15 protein-coding genes are annotated in these 18320 nt (G+C 66.3%); 3 read left to right on the forward strand and 12 right to left on the reverse strand.

The window, feature by feature from the left end; translation table 11 throughout:
• Positions 1-32 precede the first annotated feature (32 nt).
• A complete protein-coding gene (locus tag ACPEES_RS05150) occupies positions 33-1379 on the reverse strand; it encodes an ABC transporter substrate-binding protein (protein ID WP_435101731.1) in 1347 nt (448 codons plus the stop codon).
• A gap of 77 nt (positions 1380-1456) precedes the next feature.
• Positions 1457-2482, reverse strand: coding sequence for a zinc-dependent alcohol dehydrogenase (locus tag ACPEES_RS05155; protein WP_435101733.1), 1026 nt, complete (start codon positions 2480-2482; stop codon positions 1457-1459).
• A gap of 126 nt (positions 2483-2608) precedes the next feature.
• On the opposite strand from ACPEES_RS05155, the gene ACPEES_RS05160 reads away from it, so the two are divergent.
• Both ACPEES_RS05160 and ACPEES_RS05165 read left to right on the forward strand, forming a co-directional pair.
• Complete coding sequence (locus tag ACPEES_RS05160) at positions 2609-3748, forward strand: ABC transporter ATP-binding protein (RefSeq protein ID WP_435101735.1); 1140 nt, start codon at positions 2609-2611, stop codon at positions 3746-3748.
• Positions 3749-3752: 4 nt separating this feature from the next.
• Positions 3753-5285 (forward strand): xylulokinase, encoded by a 1533-nt coding sequence (locus ACPEES_RS05165; protein WP_435101737.1) that lies wholly within the window; start codon positions 3753-3755, stop codon positions 5283-5285.
• A 42-nt stretch (positions 5286-5327) separates the two neighbouring features.
• Here ACPEES_RS05165 and ACPEES_RS05170 read toward each other — a convergent pair whose 3' ends face one another.
• The 9 genes from ACPEES_RS05170 to ACPEES_RS05210 form a co-directional block, all read right to left on the reverse strand.
• Positions 5328-7085, reverse strand: a complete 1758-nt coding sequence (locus tag ACPEES_RS05170) for an ABC transporter substrate-binding protein (RefSeq protein WP_435101739.1) — start codon at positions 7083-7085, stop codon at positions 5328-5330.
• A gap of 388 nt (positions 7086-7473) precedes the next feature.
• Entirely contained in the window at positions 7474-9222 is a 1749-nt protein-coding gene (locus ACPEES_RS05175) for an ABC transporter substrate-binding protein (protein WP_435101741.1), read from the reverse strand.
• A 114-nt stretch (positions 9223-9336) separates the two neighbouring features.
• On the reverse strand, positions 9337-9612 hold the full coding sequence (locus ACPEES_RS05180; RefSeq protein ID WP_435101743.1) for a DUF2160 domain-containing protein: 276 nt from the start codon (positions 9610-9612) through the stop codon (positions 9337-9339).
• Between the two features lie 12 nt (positions 9613-9624).
• Positions 9625-10527 (reverse strand): carbohydrate ABC transporter permease, encoded by a 903-nt coding sequence (locus ACPEES_RS05185; RefSeq protein ID WP_435101745.1) that lies wholly within the window; start codon positions 10525-10527, stop codon positions 9625-9627.
• A 13-nt stretch (positions 10528-10540) separates the two neighbouring features.
• The gene (locus tag ACPEES_RS05190; RefSeq protein WP_435101747.1) at positions 10541-11410 is read right to left on the reverse strand and encodes a carbohydrate ABC transporter permease; all 870 of its coding nucleotides are present in this window, start codon (positions 11408-11410) and stop codon (positions 10541-10543) included.
• Positions 11411-11438: 28 nt separating this feature from the next.
• Positions 11439-12515, reverse strand: coding sequence for an ABC transporter ATP-binding protein (locus ACPEES_RS05195; RefSeq protein WP_435101749.1), 1077 nt, complete (start codon positions 12513-12515; stop codon positions 11439-11441).
• 4 nt (positions 12516-12519) lie between these two features.
• Positions 12520-13623 carry an ABC transporter ATP-binding protein gene (locus ACPEES_RS05200; RefSeq protein ID WP_435101751.1) on the reverse strand — a complete coding sequence of 368 codons (1104 nt, stop codon included), beginning with the start codon at positions 13621-13623 and terminating at the stop codon, positions 12520-12522.
• Complete coding sequence (gene glpD, locus ACPEES_RS05205; protein WP_435101753.1) at positions 13620-15146, reverse strand: glycerol-3-phosphate dehydrogenase; 1527 nt, start codon at positions 15144-15146, stop codon at positions 13620-13622. Before glpD ends, ACPEES_RS05200 begins: the two co-directional genes overlap by 4 nt.
• Before the next feature lie 119 nt (positions 15147-15265).
• Positions 15266-16045 carry a DeoR family transcriptional regulator gene (locus ACPEES_RS05210; RefSeq protein WP_435101755.1) on the reverse strand — a complete coding sequence of 260 codons (780 nt, stop codon included), beginning with the start codon at positions 16043-16045 and terminating at the stop codon, positions 15266-15268.
• Between the two features lie 158 nt (positions 16046-16203).
• On the opposite strand from ACPEES_RS05210, the gene glpK reads away from it, so the two are divergent.
• On the forward strand, positions 16204-17700 hold the full coding sequence (gene glpK / locus ACPEES_RS05215) for a glycerol kinase GlpK (protein ID WP_435101757.1): 1497 nt from the start codon (positions 16204-16206) through the stop codon (positions 17698-17700).
• A gap of 119 nt (positions 17701-17819) precedes the next feature.
• On the opposite strand, the gene ACPEES_RS05220 is transcribed toward glpK, so the two are convergent.
• A complete protein-coding gene (locus ACPEES_RS05220) occupies positions 17820-18236 on the reverse strand; it encodes a GlcG/HbpS family heme-binding protein (RefSeq protein WP_435101759.1) in 417 nt (138 codons plus the stop codon).
• Between the last annotated feature and the right edge of the window lie 84 nt (positions 18237-18320).

Genomic DNA, 18320 nt, shown 5'->3' on the forward strand with positions numbered 1-18320 from the left:
GGGCCGAGGACCCGGCGCCGGCCGTTACGGGCTCAGTCCTGGGCGACGTTGCGCGGCTGGTTGGCGGTCTCCCAGCACTGCGCGGACTCCATGTACTCGCTGAGCTCGGTGTCCATCTTCGCCAGGCCCTCCTCGAGCTCGATGTCACCCAGCTGAATCCGCGTTCCCCAGTCGGAAACGATCTCCGAGAACTTGGGATAGCAGCGCAACTGCGGGCGCCAGTCGGGCACGGTCGCATTCTCCCAGGTCTCCACCATGGGCTCGAGATGCGGGAACTGCGCCTGGATCTCCGGATCCGTGTCGACGCTGCGTCGTGCGACCACGGCCCCGTTCTCCACCAGCGCCTTGCCCATCTCCTTGGAGGTGAGCCACTGCACGAAAAGCCACGAGGCGTTCTGCTTCGCCTCGGGCACCTGCGCGCTGACCATGTAGGCGAAACCGCCGAAAGCCGAGTAGGTACCGTCCGGCCCGCTGGGCTCGGGCGCGATACCCAGATGCTCGGCGACCCCGGATTCCTTGAGCGTGGAATAGAATGCCGACCACTCGGTGATCATCGCCGCCTTGCCCTGGGAAAACAGCGCCACGACCTGGGAGTGGTTGTCGGCGACGATGCCCTCGGGCATGTACTCCATCAGGCTCTGGCGGAACTCGATGCCCTCGGTGGAAGCCTCCGAGTCAACCAGCACCTCGCGGTTGTCGATGTCGATGAACCGTCCGCCCCAGGGCCACAGGAACCGGGCGAAGGAGTCGGCGGTCTGGGTCTCGCCCTTCGCCGACTGCAGCGCAAATGGATAGACGCCGTCACCATTGGCCTCCATCAACTTGGGCGCGTACTCGTCACGCAGCTCCGCCCAGGTCTCGGGCGGCCCATCCAGGCCGGCCTCCTGGAGCATCTGCTTGTTGTAGTAGAGCAGCCCCGCGTAAGAGTCGAACGGCAGGCCCATGAGCTTGCCGTCGATGGTGAAGGCCTTGCGCCACACCGGGAAGAAATCATCCAGGTCGATATCCGGATCGGCGAGCTCGGGATCGTCGAGGAAATGCTCCACCGGCACCACCCAGTCGGCTGAGGCGAAGGTCACCGGCCAGACCACGTCGGTGATGATCAGGTCGAACTGCTGACTGCGGGAGACGAAGTTCAGCGTCTCCGCCTTGAGGGTACTCTCGTAAGGGAAACTCACCCAGTTGACGTTGATGCCCGTGCGCTCCTCGAACTGCGGCGTGAGCTTCTGCGCGGCCTTGTAGCTGGGACGTTCCAAGCCCACCACCGTGATGCTGGTGCCCTCGTAGGGCTTCGCCGCCTCCTCCAGGGACCAGGCCTGCACGCCGCCCGCGGCGGTCGCCAGACCGACCCCTACCAGGGTCGTCGTTATACGTTTCATGGCGCTCTCCTTCCTCTTCGTCGTTACCGGTGTTGTTGGTGTCGCGATCGCCGCTTCGCTGGCGGGGGAGGCGATACTCAAGTGTCGGGATTGGGCACGATGATGCTCTTGAGTGCGCCGTCCCGGCAGCCGGACTGCAGCTCGAATGCCTGCCCGGAATCCTCCAGGGTGAAGCGGTGGGTGACGATGGAGTCCACGTCCACCCGCCCCTCGGCGACCAGCCGAATCGCCCGCGGATAGACATGACCCATGCGTCGGGAGAACTTGATATTGAGCCCCTTGCGCCGCGCGAGCGACGCATCGAGGGTATACTCGTTGCCGTCGGGGATACCCGCCATTACGATTCGCCCGCCAATGCGCGCCGTCTCGCAGGCGTACTGCAGGCCCGCCGGGGCGTTGGTGGCCTCCAGCACCAGGTCCGCCCCGCGACCGTCGGTCCACTCGTCGATGGCACCGTGATGGGCGGCAATGCGGTCGGCGCCAAGGCGCTCACCCGCGGCACGGCGATAGTCGACGGGATCGACGGCGTAGACACGGTCGGCACCCTGCAGCCGTGCGAGCTGGACCAGACACAGACCGATGGGACCGCAACCCAGCACCGCGACGCTCTCCACCACCCGTTGTTTGGCGAGATCCATGGCATGAATCGCCACGCCCAGCGGCTCGAGCATCACCGCCTGCTCCACGGTGAACCCGCCCGGCACGGCGAATACCTGATCGGGCCGCACGGCGATGGTTTCGGTCATGGCACCGTGATAAGGGGGCGCTCCGAGAAACTCCACGTTGGGGCAGAGATTGATGTGACCTCGCTCGCACCACTCGCAGTGCCCACACGGTTTCGCCGGCTCCACCGCCACCAGCTGCCCCCGCGCCAGCCCGAGCTCCGGGCGCTCTTCCACGACCCAGCCGGCGAGCTCGTGGCCGGGCACGAACGGCTCGTGAATGCACGCGCTGCCGATCCCGCCCTCCAGGTAATAGTGAAGATCGCTACCGCACACACCCACGCCGCTGACACGGATGAGGACATCGTCATCCTGGCGCTGGGGATCGGACTTCTCGCCGACGCGCACGTCGCGGACGCCATGTAGATAGGTGGCACGCAAGGGTCGGTCCTCTCAGTCGCGTGAACATTTGTATAAACGTTATTACACATGTAATCTCACCTATAGACGTTGTCAAGCGCATCGCGATCGCACAACCATGAAATCGGGTTCGGGAGGAGAGCCGGGATGAGTGGAGTACGCCTTTCCGGAGTGACCAAGCAGTTCGGGGACCAGACGGTGCTCGACGACATCAATATCGCCATCGAAGACCGGGAGTTCATGGTCTTCGTCGGCCCGTCGGGCTGTGGCAAGTCCACCCTGCTGCGGACCATCGCGGGGCTCGAGCGCGCCAGCGGCGGACGCATCCTCATCGGCGACGACAATGTCACGCGGCTGGCTCCGGCACGCCGCGGCGTCGCCATGGTGTTCCAGTCCTATGCGCTCTACCCCCACATGAGCGTCTACGAGAACATCGCCTTCGGCCTCCGCCTGGCGAAAATGCCCAAAGAGGAAATCGACACCCGTGTTCGCGAAGCCGCCGGCATTCTGCAGATCGAGCCCCTGCTCGAGCGCAAGCCCCGGGCGCTGTCCGGCGGTCAGCGCCAACGCGTGGCCATCGGGCGGGCCATCGTGCGTCAACCGCGGGTATTCCTGTTCGACGAGCCGCTTTCCAACCTGGACGCCGCCCTGCGGGTGCAGATGCGCGTGGAGCTGATCCGCCTCCACCAGAAGCTGGACGCCACCATGGTCTACGTCACTCACGACCAGGTGGAGGCCATGACCATGGCCGACCGCATCGTGGTGCTGAATGCCGGCGAGGTGGCACAGATCGGCACGCCGCTGGAGCTCTACCGCTACCCACGCAACCGCTTCGTGGCGGGCTTCATCGGCTCACCGAAGATGAACTTCCTGCCCGTGGAAGCGACAGGCGCGGACACCGCCACGGTAACGGTGCGGGTCGCCGGGGAAACGGACATACGGGTGCCGGTTCGCAGCACCCCGGGCACCGGGCGGCTCACGCTGGGCGTGCGCCCGGAGCACATCCACGAACCGGACGCCAGCGAAGCAGCGGATGCGTATCTGCGCGGCGAGGTGCTGGTGGTGGAGCACCTGGGCGGCGAGACGCTCATCCACGTGCGACTCGGTGACGGGGAAACCGTCGCCGTCAAGGGCTCGGGCGAAACCACCGTGGATGTCGGCGACACGGTAACCATCGGGCTGGCGGCCCGGCGTTGCCATCTCTTCGACGGCGACGACAACGCCCTGCCGCGCGCCGAAACCGATATCGGAGAACGCCCCGTGGCACCGGCCCACGCGGGTCATTGATGCCATGGCCGGATCATCCTCGCAGGCAGTCGTCGGGGTCGATGTCAGCACCACAGCGGTCAAGGCCATCGCCTGGGACATGGCCGGGCAGGCACTCGCCGAGGCACGCCAACCGCTGACGACTCGTCGGCCCGATGCCGAACGCTTCGAGCAGGACGCCGACGAGTGGTATTCGGCGCTGTGCACGTGCCTGTGCGCCCTCACTGCGACGGTTCCACCGGCGCGCATTCAAGCACTCGCCCTGGCCCATCAGCGCGAAACCATCGTACCGCTGGATGCCGACGGCGCGCCCACCGGCCCTGCCATGCTCTGGCTGGATGGTCGCGCCCGGGCGTGGATCGAGGGTCTCTCACCGGTGATCGACGCTACAACGTTACGCCGGATCACTGGCAAGACACCCAACTACGGCCTCAGCCTCTACAAGATCGCCTGGCTGCGCGATGCGGAACCGGAGCGCTTCGCCCGGACCGCCCGCTTTGCCGACATCCAGGGTTACCTCGCCGAGCGGCTTACGAACCGATTCGTCACCAGCTACGCCGCCGCCGATCCCACAGGGCTGTTCGATATCTCGGCCCACGCCTGGAACAGGTCGCTGTGTGAGGCAATCGGTATCAGTGCACGCCAGCTTCCCCAAGTGGTGGCCCCGGGGACGATCATTGACTCACTGACCGAAGAGGCCGCAGCAGCCACCGGTCTCGCCCCCGGCACACCACTGGTGGCGGCTGGCGGTGACGGTCAGTGCGCGGGCCTCGGAGTTGGCGCGGTGACGCCGGGACAGGCCTATCTCAACCTGGGCACCGCCGTGGTCGCCGGCGTGCCCTGCGACGAGGCGGCCACTGATCCGGCCTGGCGCACGCTCTGCCGGGCCGGCGCACAGGGCTACTACCTGGAAAGTAGCCTGCGCAGCGGCGCGTTGCTCTCGGACTGGCTACTCAAGGATGTGTTCGGTCTGGACCCCGACACCGACCCGACGACCCTCGCCGATCTGGAACAAGCCGCCGCGAATCGGCCGCCGGGCGCGGACGGGCTGTTGCTGCTGCCGTACTGGCAGGGCGTGATGAACCCGCACTGGGATGAACGCGCCCGCGGCGCCGTGCTCGGACTCGCCAGCGGCCACGACCGTGCGAGCCTGTATCTGGCGGTGATCGAGGGCATCGCCATGGAACAGGCGCTGTTCCTCGAGGCCACGCACCGGCACGCGGGCGCGAACGTGGAGACCCTGCTCGCCATGGGCGGGCTCGCGGCAAGCGGGCTGTGGTGCCAGACGCTCGCCGATGTCACGGGCCGCTGCGTCGCCCGCTCGAGATCCGTGGAAGCCGCGAGCCTGGGCGCGGGCATGTGCGCCAGCGCCGGCATCGGGCTGCACGCGAGCCCCGATGCCGCGGTCTCGGCGATGGCGGGCGACACGGACGCCACGTTCCATCCGGATCCGAGGCGCCTGGCGCGATACCGGGATTTGCTCGCGATTTACGCCGATCTCTACCGCCAGGTTCGCCCGCTGCTCGACCGCCTCGACGCCTTCAGAAGCCGCCGGTAGCCCGGCGGCTGGCGCCGGCACCGCCACGAATGAACGGTAACGTCAGTGCGCCTGCCGCCAACTGCGAACGAGCTCGTCATAGGGGATCGTCTGCCCCTGGGGTTTTTCGTCAGCAAGCTTCGGCTTGGGAGAACCGGGCTGGTCGAGCCAGTACTGCCGGCCACGCTCGGGATACAGCGACGGCTTGCAGAAACTGAAGTCGTCGGACCGGGAAAGCTCGTCCATCACGTCATTCTGGGCGGCGGCGAGCTGATCCAGCGCTTCCCGTGGCGAGGCCTCGCCGGATACCGCACGGCCGATGTGTCGCCACCACAGCGAAGCGAGCTTGGGATAGTCCGGGACGTTGATGCCGGTGGGCGTCCAGTTCTCGCGGTCGGGGCTGCGATAGAACTCCACCAGGCCGCCGAGCCTGGGGGCCACCTCGGTCATGGCCTCGCTCTCGATATCGGAACGACGAATGGGTGTGAGCCCCTCCAGCGTTTTCTTCAGCGATACGGTCTTTGCGACGGTGAACTGTGCATACAACCAGGCGGCCTTGCGCCGTTTCGCATCGGTGTGGCGGAACAGCGTCCAGGAGCCGGTGTCCTGGTAGCCGAGCTTCATGCCGTCCTCCCAGTACGCACCATGGGGCGAGGGAGCCATCCGCCACTTGGGCGTGCCGTCGGCGTTGACCACCGGCAGCCCGGGTTTGTTCATGTCCGCCGTGAACGCCGTGTACCAGAAGATCTGCTGGGCGATATGCCCCCGCGCCGGGACCGGGCCGGCCTCGGTAAAGTTCATGTTCGACGCCTCGGGGGGCGCGTAGCGGTCGAGCCACTCCAGGTACTTGCTGAGCGCGTACACGGCCGCGGGGCTGTTGGTCGCCCCGCCGCGCGCGACATTCGCACCCACCGGCCGGCAGCCCCACACGCGGATCCCCCACTCGTCCACCGGCTGGCCGTTGGGCAGGCCGACATCACCGGCGCCTGCCATCGACAGCCACGCGTCGGTAAAACGCCAGCCAAGCGAAGGATCCTTCTTGCCATAGTCCATATGGCCGTAGACTCGCTCGCCGTCGATGCGCTTGACGTGCTCGGTGAAGAACTGCGCGATGTCCTCGTAGGCGGACCAGTTCACCGGTACGCCCAACTCGTAGCCGTAGAGCTCCTTGAAGCGCCTGCGCAGATCCGGGCGCTGGAACCAGTCGTAGCGAAACCAGTAGAGGTTGGCGAACTGCTGGTCGGGAAGCTGATAGAGCTTGCCGTCGGGCCCGGTCACGAAGCTGCGGCCCATGAAGTCGTCGATATCCAGCGTGGGCAGGGTCACATCCGCCCCTTCACCACGCATGTAGTCGGACAACGCCACCACATCGCCATACCGGAAATGAGTGCCGATGAGATCGGAGTCGCTGATATAGGCGTCGTAGAGCTGTTGCCCCGTGCGGCGTTCGCGCTGAAGGGTCTCGATCACGTCGCCCTCGGGTTTGAGGGTATGAGTCACCTCGATCCCGGTGAGCTCGGAGAACGCCCGTGCAAGCACCTTCGATTCGTAGGCGTGAGTGGCAATGCGCTCGGAGACCACCTCGATTTTCATGCCGCGAAAGGGCTCGGCGGCGTCGATGAACCACTCGAGCTCGCTCAACTGCTCGCTTCGCGACAGGGTGGAAGGTTGGAATCGTGGCAGCCAGCGCTCGGCTACCTGTATCTGCTCGTCAGTCGCCGCCTGCGCGGCCACCAGCGGCGCCAGCAGGAATACACCGACCGACGCACTCGCCAGCAACAAGTGCCGGCCTCCCCGCGGAAACCCCCAAGGCATAATCATGCCCCTCCTTGGTCCGTCTACCCCCAAAAAAGTTGATCTTCGCAGAAGACGGGTCCCGCGTCAGCCTGGCGATGGATATTGAAAGTCTCCGCTCCGTGGTCCCGCGGGCTGTCGCGCCACTAACAAGGGGAGCATCTTGGTAGGTCGGCGAGCGCGAAGCGCTGGCCGACATGTCCGTCGGAGGCGATCATTTACCGTACGAGCGGATTCCGTTGGCTGCCAAGAGCAGCCAACCTACGACTTGACCGGCAACGAAGTATGTAGCGACCCCCAGAGACCGAAACCGTCTAAGAACGCTAGCGCTGGTCAGCAGGCAGTTGCATGCGAAAAAAAGCAAAGAGGGCGCCGCAGCGCCCTCTCGTTGGTTCTCCTCGGGTGGCTACCAGGCTCAGGTCTCCCGCGCCTGCTCCCAACGCTGGATCAGCTCGTCATAAGGGATCGTCTTGCCCTGGGGCTTTTCGTTGTCGAGCTCGGGCTTGGGTGCTCCCGGCTGGTCGTACCAGTACTGGGCGTCACGCGGCTCGTTGAGCTTGGGCCCACAACGCTCCTGCACCTTGGCACGCTCCAGGCGCATCATCACCCGGTCCTGCTCACGAGCCAGGCTGTCCATCGCCTCTTGCGGGGTCTTGGCGCCGGTGACCGCCTCGGCGATGTTCTGCCACCAAAGCTGCGCGAGCTTGGGATAGTCCGGCACGTTGGTTCCGGTAGGCGTCCACTGCACGCGCGCCGGGCTACGATAGAACTCGACCAGACCGCCGAGCTTGGGCGCACGCTCAGTGAAGGACTCGTGATTGATGTCGGACTTGCGGATCGGCGTGAGGCCCTCGTGGGTCTTCTTCAGCGACACGGTCTTGGAAACGGTGAACTGGGCATACAGCCAGGCCGCCTTGCGCCGCTTCGCGTCGGTGTGCTCGAGCAGGGTCCAGGAACCGGCATCCTGGTAGCCGAGTTTCATACCCTCTTCCCAGTACGGGCCGTGGGGCGAGGGGGCCATACGCCACTTGGGATTGCCGTTCTCGTCCACCACCGGCGTGCCTTCCTTCGCCATGTCGGCAGTGAAGGCCGTGTACCAGAAGATCTGCTGGGCCACGTTACCCTGCGCGGGCACCGGCCCGGCCTCGGAGAAGGTCATGCCGGACGCTTCCGGCGGCGCATACTGCTTCAGCCAGTCGATGTACTTGGTCAGCGAGTAGACCGCCGCCGGACCATTGACCGCACCACCACGGGTGACGTCCGAGCCCACCGGGCGACACTCGTCGACGCGAATGCCCCACTCGTCCACGGGCTCACCATTAGGCAGCCCCTTGTCGCCGGCACCGGCCATGGACAGCCAGGCATCCGTGAACCGCCAGCCAAGCGACGGATCCTTCTTGCCGTAGTCCATGTGACCGTAGACCTTCTGGCCGTCGATCTCGCCGACGTGCTCGGTGAAGAACTCGGCGATGTCCTCGTAGGCGGACCAGTTCACCGGTACGCCCAGCTCGTAGCCGTACATTTCCTTGAACTGCTTGCGCAGCTCCGGCTTCTGGAACCAGTCGTAGCGGAACCAGTACAGGTTGGCGAATTGCTGGTCGGGGAGCTGATAGAGCTTGCCGTCGGGGGCGGTGACGAAGCTCTTGCCCATGAAGTCGTCGATGTCCAGCGTCGGCAGGGTCACGTCGGCGCCCTCGCCCTTCATGTAGTCGGACAGCGCGACCACGTCACCGTAACGGTAGTGAGTGCCGATCAGATCGGAGTCGTTGATGTAGGCATCGTAGATGCTGCGCTGGGTCTGCATCTCCGTCTGCAGCTTCTCGATGACGTCCCCTTCCTGGATCAGGTCGTGGGTGACATTGATCCCGGTGATCTCGGAGAAGGCCTTGGCGAGGGTGTTGGCCTCGTATTCGTGGGTAGTGATGGTCTCGGAGACCACCTTGATGTCCATGCCGCGGAATTCCTCGGCGGCATCGATGAACCACTCGAGCTCCTTCAGCTGCTCCTCGCGGGACAGGGTCGAGGGCTGGAATTCCTTCACCCATTTCTCGGCGACCTCCATCTGCTCGGCGGTGGCCGCCTGGGCACCGCCGGCGAAGAGCAGACCGAACGCTGCGGCAGCCGCCAGGGCCGACCATCGGTTCTTGTGCTTGATGCGCTCCATACGTCCTCCCCTCCAGGGATTGGGTTGAGACTCAGGCGAAATTGCTCGACGCCGGCCGTGCCGGCACTCCCGCGGGTCGCCTGCCGCCCGCGGAAGCCTAACCCATCGCGACGCTCACCCCCAGCGCAGCAACGCGGCAAGCCACACGGCGGCGATGGCCACCGACCACCACAGGCTGAGCCCGTCGGTGAAGGCGAGCCAAGCGAGCTGGATGTAGGCACTCGTCAGAAGGCCGATGAACAGCCGATCGCCACGCGTGGTGCGAATGGGCAGAAAGCCCTTGCGTTCGACCGTCGGCCAGACCGTCTCCAGTACCCCCATACTCACCAGCATCACGGCAATGGCGGTAAAGAAAAGCGCCGTGGGCAGGGTCCAGGCCATCCATTCCATCGCTCTGCCTCCTCAGACGCGGCCCAGGGCGAAGCCCTTGGCGATGTGTTTGCGCACGAAGTAGATCACCAGTGCCCCGGGCACCAGCGTGAGCACGCCGGCCGCGGCGAGCAGACCCCAGTCGATACCGGAGGCGCTTACCGTGCGCGTCATGACCGCGGCGATAGGCTTGGCTTCGGTGGAGGTGAGCGTACGCGCGAGCAGCAGCTCCACCCACGAGAACATGAAGCAGAAGAAGGCGGCGACACCGACCCCGGCGCGGACCAGGGGCAGGAAGATCATCACGAAGAACCGTGGCCAGGTGTAACCGTCGAGATAGGCCGTCTCGTCGATCTCACGGGGCACACCGGACATGAAGCCCTCCAGGATCCACACCGCGAGCGGCACGTTGAACAGGGTGTGCGCCAGCGCCACGGCGATGTGCGTGTCAAAGAGCCCCACGCTCTGGTAGAGCTGGAAGAACGGCAGCAGGAACACCGCCGGCGGCGCCATGCGGTTGGTCAGCAGCCAGAAGAACAGGTGCTTGTCGCCCATGAAGCTGTAGCGCGAGAAGGCATACGCCGCCGGCAACGCCACCGCGAGCGAGATCAAGGTGTTGAGCACCACGTAATAGATGGAGTTGAGATACCCCGTGTACCAGGACGCATCGCTGAAGATCCTCGCGTAGTTGTCGAAGGTCAGCGTGTGCGGATACAGGGTGAACGCCCCCAGGATCTCGCTGTTGGGCTGAAGGGACATCTTCAGCATCCAGTACAGCGGCAACATCAGGAACACGATGTAGATCCCGAGGAATACGTAACGCCGGCGTGAGCCCGCCGCCGTGGAACGCGCCTTGCTCGCCGCGCGACGGGTTGCCGCCGGAGCCGCGGCAGCCGCCGCCGGGGCGTTGGCGCTGGTAGTCTGATTCGCTGACATGCCTCGTGCCTCCTCAGCTCACGCCCTTGCCCAGGTTGTTGATCACCACGTAGAAGACGTAGCTGAACAACAGGATGATCAGGAAGTAGATCAACGAGAACGCCGCTGCCGGCCCCAGGTCGAACTGCCCCACCGCCATGGTGGTCAGGCGCTGACTGAGGAAGGTGGTGGCGTTACCGGGGCCGCCGCCGGTGAGCACGAACGGCTCGGCGAAGATCTTGAAGCTGTCCATGAAACGCAGCAGCACCGCGATCATCAGCACGCCGCGGAGCTTGGGCAGCTCGATGTAGCGGAACACCGCCCAGCGCGAAGCACCGTCGATACGCGCGGCCTGGTAGAAGGCGTCCGGAATCGCCTGCAATCCCGCATAGCACAGCAATACCGACAGTGACGTCCAGTGCCAGACGTCCATCACCAGCACGGTAACCCAGGCGTCCACGGGATCACCCGTGTAGTTGTAATCGAGGCCGATACCGTTGAGGAGCACGCCGGCGAGACCGATGTCGGGACGTGCGAACAACTGCCAGATGGTGCCCACCACGTTCCACGGCACCAGCAGCGGCAGCGCCAGCAGCACCAGCGCGAACGACACGCCGGCACCTTTGCGCGGCATGGTCAGCGAGATGGCGATACCCAGCGGAATCTCGATGGCGAGCACGGCGAACGAAAAGCCGAACTGGCGCAGCAACGCGCCGTGTAACTCGGCGTCGTGCAGGAGCATCTCGTACCACTCCGTGCCAACGAAAAAGCGGGAGTTGGGGCCGAAGATGTCCTGTACCGAGTAGTTGACCACGGTCATCAGCGGCACGATGGCGCTGAACGACACGATGGCCACCACGGGCAGGACCATGAACCAGGCCCGTTGATTGACGGGTTTGTCCATTGCGTTCTCTCCTCCAGAGCCGTCGGGCTCAGCCCACCAGACGGCTGTCGGCGTACAGTCGGGTCCACTCGCGCGGGAATACCAGCCGCGCGTCCTCCGAGGGCACGGGCTCGCCCTCGCCGAGCTTGGCGTAGAGCGTGCGCTCGCCGAAGCGCACGGTCGCGATCTGGAAGTTGCCCAGATCCTCCACGCGGGTCACCTGCGCGGGCACCCCCCGGTCACCGCCGCGGGCGAGCTGCAGGAACTCCGGGCGGATGCCGAGTTCCAGGCGGGCGCCGTCGGCACGGGCGCCGGCGCCCTCTCGCAGCGGGATGGGCTGGCCGTCGACGAGCGCGGCGTCACCGTCGACGCGGCAGTCCAGGAGGTTCATTCCCGGGCTGCCGATGAAGTAACCCACGAAGGTATGCGCAGGGTCCTCGAAGAGCTCCTGGGGCGTGCCGAGCTGCACCACCTCGCCGCCATACATCACCGCGACCTTGTCGGCGAACGTCAGTGCCTCGGTCTGGTCGTGGGTCACATAGACCAGCGTCAGGCGCAGCTGCTCGTGCACCTCCTTCAACTTGCGGCGCAGATGCCATTTGAGGTGGGGATCGATGACGGTCAGGGGTTCGTCGAAGAGCACGGCGGCGACGTCGTCACGCACCAGCCCACGCCCCATGGAGATCTTCTGCTTGGCGTCAGCGCCCAGGCCCACGGCCTTGTGGTCGAGCACGTCCTCGAGCCCGAGCATCGCCGCGATCTCGCCGACGCGGCGAGCGATGTGGTCGGCGGGCAGGCGACGATTGCGCAGGGGGAAGGCGAGGTTCTCGCGCACGGTCATCGTGTCGTAGATGACCGGGAACTGGAAAACCTGGGCGATATTGCGTTGCTCCGGCGACAGGGCCGTCACGTCGCGCCCGTCGAAAAGCACCTGTCCCTCGGTGGGCTGCACCAGCCCGGAAATGATGTTCAGCAGCGTGGTCTTGCCGCAGCCGGAGGGGCCCAGCAACGCATAGGCGCCGCCATCCTCCCAAACGTGGTGCATCCGCCGCAGGGCGTAGTCCTCGGGGCGCGTCGGGTTCGCCATATAGGAGTGCGCCAGCTCCGAAAGATCGATGCGTGCCATAGCGTTATCCGTTCTCCGCCGTGCCGCTCGGACGCCGCGGCGCGGCCACGAGCCGCCCGGTGCCAGTGTCGAAAGCGAACAGGTGGGCGGGGTCGATGTAGACGTTGATGCGTTCGCCGAGATCGAAGCGGTGCACGCCCTCGCGCTGCGCCACCCAAGCGGAGTCGCCGTGGCGCAAATGGATGAACGTTTCCGAGCCGGCGATCTCCGCGACCTCCACTTCGCCATCCAGTGCCACGGCCTCTCCATGAGGCGGGGTCACGTGGATGTGCGGCGGTCTCACTCCGATTCGGTAGCCACCCGGCGCGAGCTCACGCAGGTGCGCGGGCGCCGCGAACGGCTGGTCCGCGCCAAGGCGCAGATGACCGTCCTCGAGATGGCCGTCAATGAGATTCATGGGCGGATCGCTGAACACCTGCGAGACGCCTATCGAGCCCGGGTTGTGATACACCTCGGGCGTCGCGCCGTATTGCACGAGCCGGCCCTCGTGCATGACCGCGGTGTACCCGCCGAGCGTGAGCGCCTCCAGCGGATCGGTGGTGGCGTACACCACGACGGCGTCACGCTCCTGGAAGATTTCGCGCATCTCCGCGCGCAGCTCTTCGCGGAGCTTGTAGTCGAGATTCACCAGCGGCTCGTCGAGCAGCAGCAGCTCGGCATCGCGCACCAGCGAACGTGCCATGGCGAGGCGCTGCTGCTGGCCACCGGAAAGCTCGGCGGGCAGGCGGTCCAGCAGGTGCTCGATATGCAGCCGTTCGGCCTCGCGCCGCACACGCCGATCGATTTCCGCCCGCTCGAGCCGGGCGAGCTTCAGCGGCGAGGCGATGTTGTCGTAGCAGGTCATCGACGGATAGTTGATGAACTGCTGGTAGACCATCGCCACGTTGCGCCGCCGCACGGGCACGTTGGTGACGTCGACGCCGTCGACGAGCACGCGCCCGGCGGTGGGCCGGTCCAGGCCGGCCATGAGCCGCATCAGCGTGGTCTTGCCGGCGAGCGTCAGCCCCAGGAGCACGTTGAAACTCCCCGGGGCACACTCGAGCGTCACATCGTCGATGTGCGTCTCGCCGGTGACCACCTTGCTGACATTTTCCAGTTTCAGGGTCATGCGATGTCGCCCTCTTTTCTCTCCTCCAAGCGGGCGGCGAGGTACGCCGCCACCCGGGCCGCCTGATCGGCGCCCAGGCGCAGGCCCAGTTTGCTTCGCCGCCACAGCACGTCGTCGGCGGTATACGCCCACTCGTACCGGGTCAGGTAATCCACCTCCGCGGCATACAGGTCGGCCCCGAAGCACTCGCCGAGGTCGTCCAGGCTGGCAGCATCGCCGAGAAGGCGCTCGACCCGGGAACCATAATCCCGCACGAGCCGTTCAGCGAGCGCCGCCGGCAACCAGGGGCGACGCTCGCGCAGGCGGGCCACGAAGTTGCCGGGATCGCCACCGGGCAGGTCCCCGCCCGGCAACGCTTCGGTTCCGGTCCAGTCGTGCCGCGGTGCCCCGAGGGTATCGGCGAGCCGGTCCATGGCCTCGCGCGCCAGCGTCCGGTAGGTGGTGATTTTCCCGCCGAAGACCGACAGCAAAGGTGCGCCGCCGTCGGTGTTCAGATCCAGCAGGTAATCGCGGCTCACCGCCGACGCGCTGCCCGTGTCGTCCTCGTCATAGAGTGCGCGCACTCCGGAGTACGTCCATACCACCTCGTCAGGGGTGACCTCGCGGCGGAAATAGCGATTCACGGCCGTGCAGAGATACTCGATCTCCTCACGCGAGGCCGAGGCCGACGCCGGGTCGCCATCGTAGACCACGTCAGTGGTGCCGATGAGCGTGAAATCACGCTCGTAGGGGATGGCGAAGACGATGCGTCCGTCAGTGTGCTGGAAGATGTAGGCGTACTCGTGGTCGAACAACTGCGGCACCACGATGTGACTGCCCTTGACCAGGTGCACGCTGCGCTCCGAGCGAATGCCCGAGTCGTCCAGGAAGCGCGCGACCCACGGACCGCCGGCATTGACCAGCGCCCGCGCGGTGACCTCTTCGCGGGCGCCGTCCAGGGTGGATTCGAGGGTCACGTGCCAGAGACCGTCCACGCGCCGGGCGCCGACGCAGCGCGTCCGCGGCAGCACGCGGGCGCCGCGCTCGGCAGCATCCAGCGCGTTCAGCACCACGAGTCGCGCATCCTGCACCCAGCAGTCGGAATAGATGAAGCCACGGGTCAGAGCCGGGTCGAGCGGTTCGCCGGCGACATGCTGGCGCAGGCGCACCCCTTCGGAAGGCGGGAGTCGCTTGCGGCCACCGAGGTGGTCATAGAGAAAGAGCCCCATTCGAATCATCCACGCCGGACGCAGCTCGCGCACGTGGGGCATGACGAAGCGCAGCGGCCAGATGATGTGGGGGGCGATGCCGAGCAGCACCTCGCGCTCCTTGAGCGCCTTGCGCACCAGCGAGAACTCGTAGTACTCGAGATAGCGCAGCCCGCCGTGCACCAGCTTGGTGCTCGCCGAGGAGGTATGGCTGGCGAGATCGTCCTGCTCAGCGAGCAGAACGCGCAAGCCGCGGCCGGATGCATCCCGCGCGATACCCGCGCCGTTGATGCCGCCGCCGACGACCAGTAGATCGTAGGGGTCGTGTTCGCTCATTGGGTGTGTCCGTCCTCTCCCGGGTACCCGTCTTCCGCGGGCTTCTTATGTTCGGATTCAAACATAGCACGCCCAAATCGCATTGCAAACCGAAAATACGAACACGATCCGAACAGCGGTCACGCCACCACGACCCGCCCGCCGCTCTCCGCCATCAGTCGCCGGATAGCCGGGGGCGGCTCCTCGTCGGTGAACAGGCTGTGCACCTGGGCGAGATCGCCGAGCCGCACCATGGCGTTGCGGCCGAACTTGGTGTGGTCTGCCACCAGGAAGACACTGCGCGCGTTGTCGATGATGGCCTGCTGCACGCGGACTTCGCGGTAGTCGAAATCGAGCAGGGTGCCGTCCTGATCGATGCCCGATATCCCGATCACCGCGCAGTCGACACGAAACTGGTTGATGAAGTCGATGGTGGGCTCGCCGGTGACGCCGCGGTCGCGGTGACGCACGACGCCGCCGGCGATGATCACCTCGAAACTCGGGCTGCCGCTCATGATGGTGGCCACGTTGAGGTTGTTGGTGATCACGCGCAGCCCGTGGTGATCCATGAGCGCCTTGGCCACCTCCTCGGTGGTGGTGCCCAGGGTGATGAACAGTGACGCCTGATCCGGAATCTCCTCGGCGACCGCCGCGGCGATCCGCTGCTTCTCGGCAAGGCACATCACCTGCCGCGCGGTGTAAGCCACGTTCTCGACGCTGGACGGCAACCCCGCCCCGCCGTGATAGCGCCGCAGCAACCCCACGCGGCAGAGCGAGTTGATGTCACGGCGAATCGTCTGGGCGGTAACATCGAAGTGCTGGGCGAGCGCCTCGACCGACGCGAACCCTTGCTCCCGCACCACCGCCAGCATGGATTCCTGGCGCGGGTTGAGCTCCATCGGCGTGTCATCGACGGGCATGCGCGATCTCCTCCTGTTGCACCGTGTTCGGAGTTTAGAACAATATTCGCTTCCGAACATCCGATGCTTGACTTTTTTCGGCTGCGACCGATCATTGCCGCAAATGTCGGGGCCGGCAACGATCGGACCCCGACCCGTCACCGCACACGGAGGAGAGCATGGCAACACGACAAGGCATCCTCGCCATCGACCAGGGCACGACGAGCTCGCGCGCCATCGTTTTCGACCTGGACGGCCAGATCGTCGCCACCGCCCAGGAAGAGTTCCCGCAGCACTACCCGCAAAGCGGCTGGGTGGAGCACGACCCGGCCGACCTCTGGCAGAGCACCCTGCGCGTATGCCGCGGGGCACTCGCCCAGGCCGACGAACAGGGCGTGGAAGCGGTCACCGTCGGCATCACCAACCAGCGCGAAACCACGGTGGTGTGGGACCGCGAGAGCGGCGAACCGGTCTACAACGCTATCGTCTGGCAGGACCGACGCACCGCCGACCGTTGCGCCGAGCTGCGCGACCTCGGTCACCAGCGTGCCGTCACCGCGCGCACCGGGTTGTTGCTCGACCCCTACTTCTCCGCGACGAAAATCGCGTGGATCCTCGATCGCGTGGACGGCGCCCGCGCCCGAGCCGAGCGCGGCGAGCTCGCCTTCGGCACGGTGGATACCTGGCTGCTGTGGCAGCTCACCGGCGGCCGCAGCCATGCCACCGATGCCACCAACGCCGCACGCACTCTGCTGTTCAACATTCACGAGCAGGACTGGGACGACGAACTGCTGAAGCTCTTCCGCGTGCCCCGACCGCTGCTACCGACGGTCTGCGACTGCGCCGACGATTTCGGCAGCGTGGACGAGGCCCTGCTCGGGCGGCGCCTGAGCGTCGAGGGCATCGCCGGGGACCAGCACGCCGCAGTGGTGGGTCAGGGCTGCTTCGAGCCGGGCATGGTCAAGTCCACCTACGGCACTGGCTGTTTCGCGCTGCTCAACACGGGCGAACGCCCGGTGCATTCACGCAACCGCCTGCTCACTACCCTCGCCTACCGGCTCGACGGGCAGCCCACCTACGCCCTGGAAGGGTCCATATTCGTCGCGGGTGCGGCGATACAGTGGCTGCGCGACGGTCTGGGCCTGATCAACAGCGCCGCGGAAACCGAGGCCATTGCCGCGGGCACTCAGGGCAACAAGGGCGTCTACCTGGTGCCCGCATTCACCGGCCTGGGGGCCCCGCACTGGGACCCGGACGCCCGCGGGGCGATATTCGGGCTCACTCGGGATACCGGTGTCCCCGAGTTCGTCCGCGCCGCCCTGGAGTCGGTGTGCTATCAGACCCATGACCTGGTCAACGCGATGGGCCGCGACGCCGGCGAGCCACCTCACGAGCTGCGGGTCGACGGCGGCATGGTGGCGAACGAGTGGCTGCTGCAGGCACTCGCCGACCTCGTCGGCCTCGAGGTCGCCCGGCCGACGGTCACCGAGACCACAGCCCTGGGCGCGGCCTACCTGGCCGGCCTGCGCCACGGCATCTGGTCGTCTCTCGACGAGGTGCGGGGCCAGTGGCGGCTCGACCGGCGATGCACGCCGCAGATCGCCGCCGTGGATCGAGACCAGGCCATCGCCGGCTGGCGCGACGCCGTCCAGCGTGTGCTCAGCAACGGCCGCTAGCGGCGCACCGTTGCGAAACGGGCGCGGGTTGTCTTCATGAACGGCCCGGGCCTCGCCCGGGCGGGACCATGCCCCCCTGCGCCTGAATACCAACGGAACCGGCAACGGCGGCGCGGCGCTCAGCGCTCGCCCGACTCCCCGACCTCGGCGCCGATCGCCTCCAGACCAGCACGGGCGCAGGCCTCGTCCAGGTCACCACCGGGCGCCCCGCCCACGCCGATACCGGCGACGACCTCACCGTCGAACCGGATGGGCAGGCCTCCGGCAAGAAACAACAGCCGTTCATCCATATCCCGCAGACCACCAAGGGCCGGCTTGTCCGCGATGAGCCCGGCGTATTCCGCCGTGGATCGGCGCATGCTCGCCGCGGTGAATGCCTTGCCGGCACTACTGCTCAGGGTGTGCGGACCGGCGCCGTCACCGTGGAGCTGGACCCGCATCACCCCGTGACGATCCACCACCGCGACACTGACGCGGTAGCCGTCCGCCTGGCAGGCGTCGAGTGCCGCGCGCGCGGCACTCGACGCCCTGGTCAACGGCAGGTACTAATCTTCTCAGAAGTATTGTCATGCGTCAGCCGGTCTGTGCGCCGATGGGGCAAGGCGCGAGGCGCGCCGTGT

Source organism: Arhodomonas sp. AD133, assembly GCF_051195215.1.
GTDB lineage: Bacteria > Pseudomonadota > Gammaproteobacteria > Nitrococcales > Nitrococcaceae > Arhodomonas.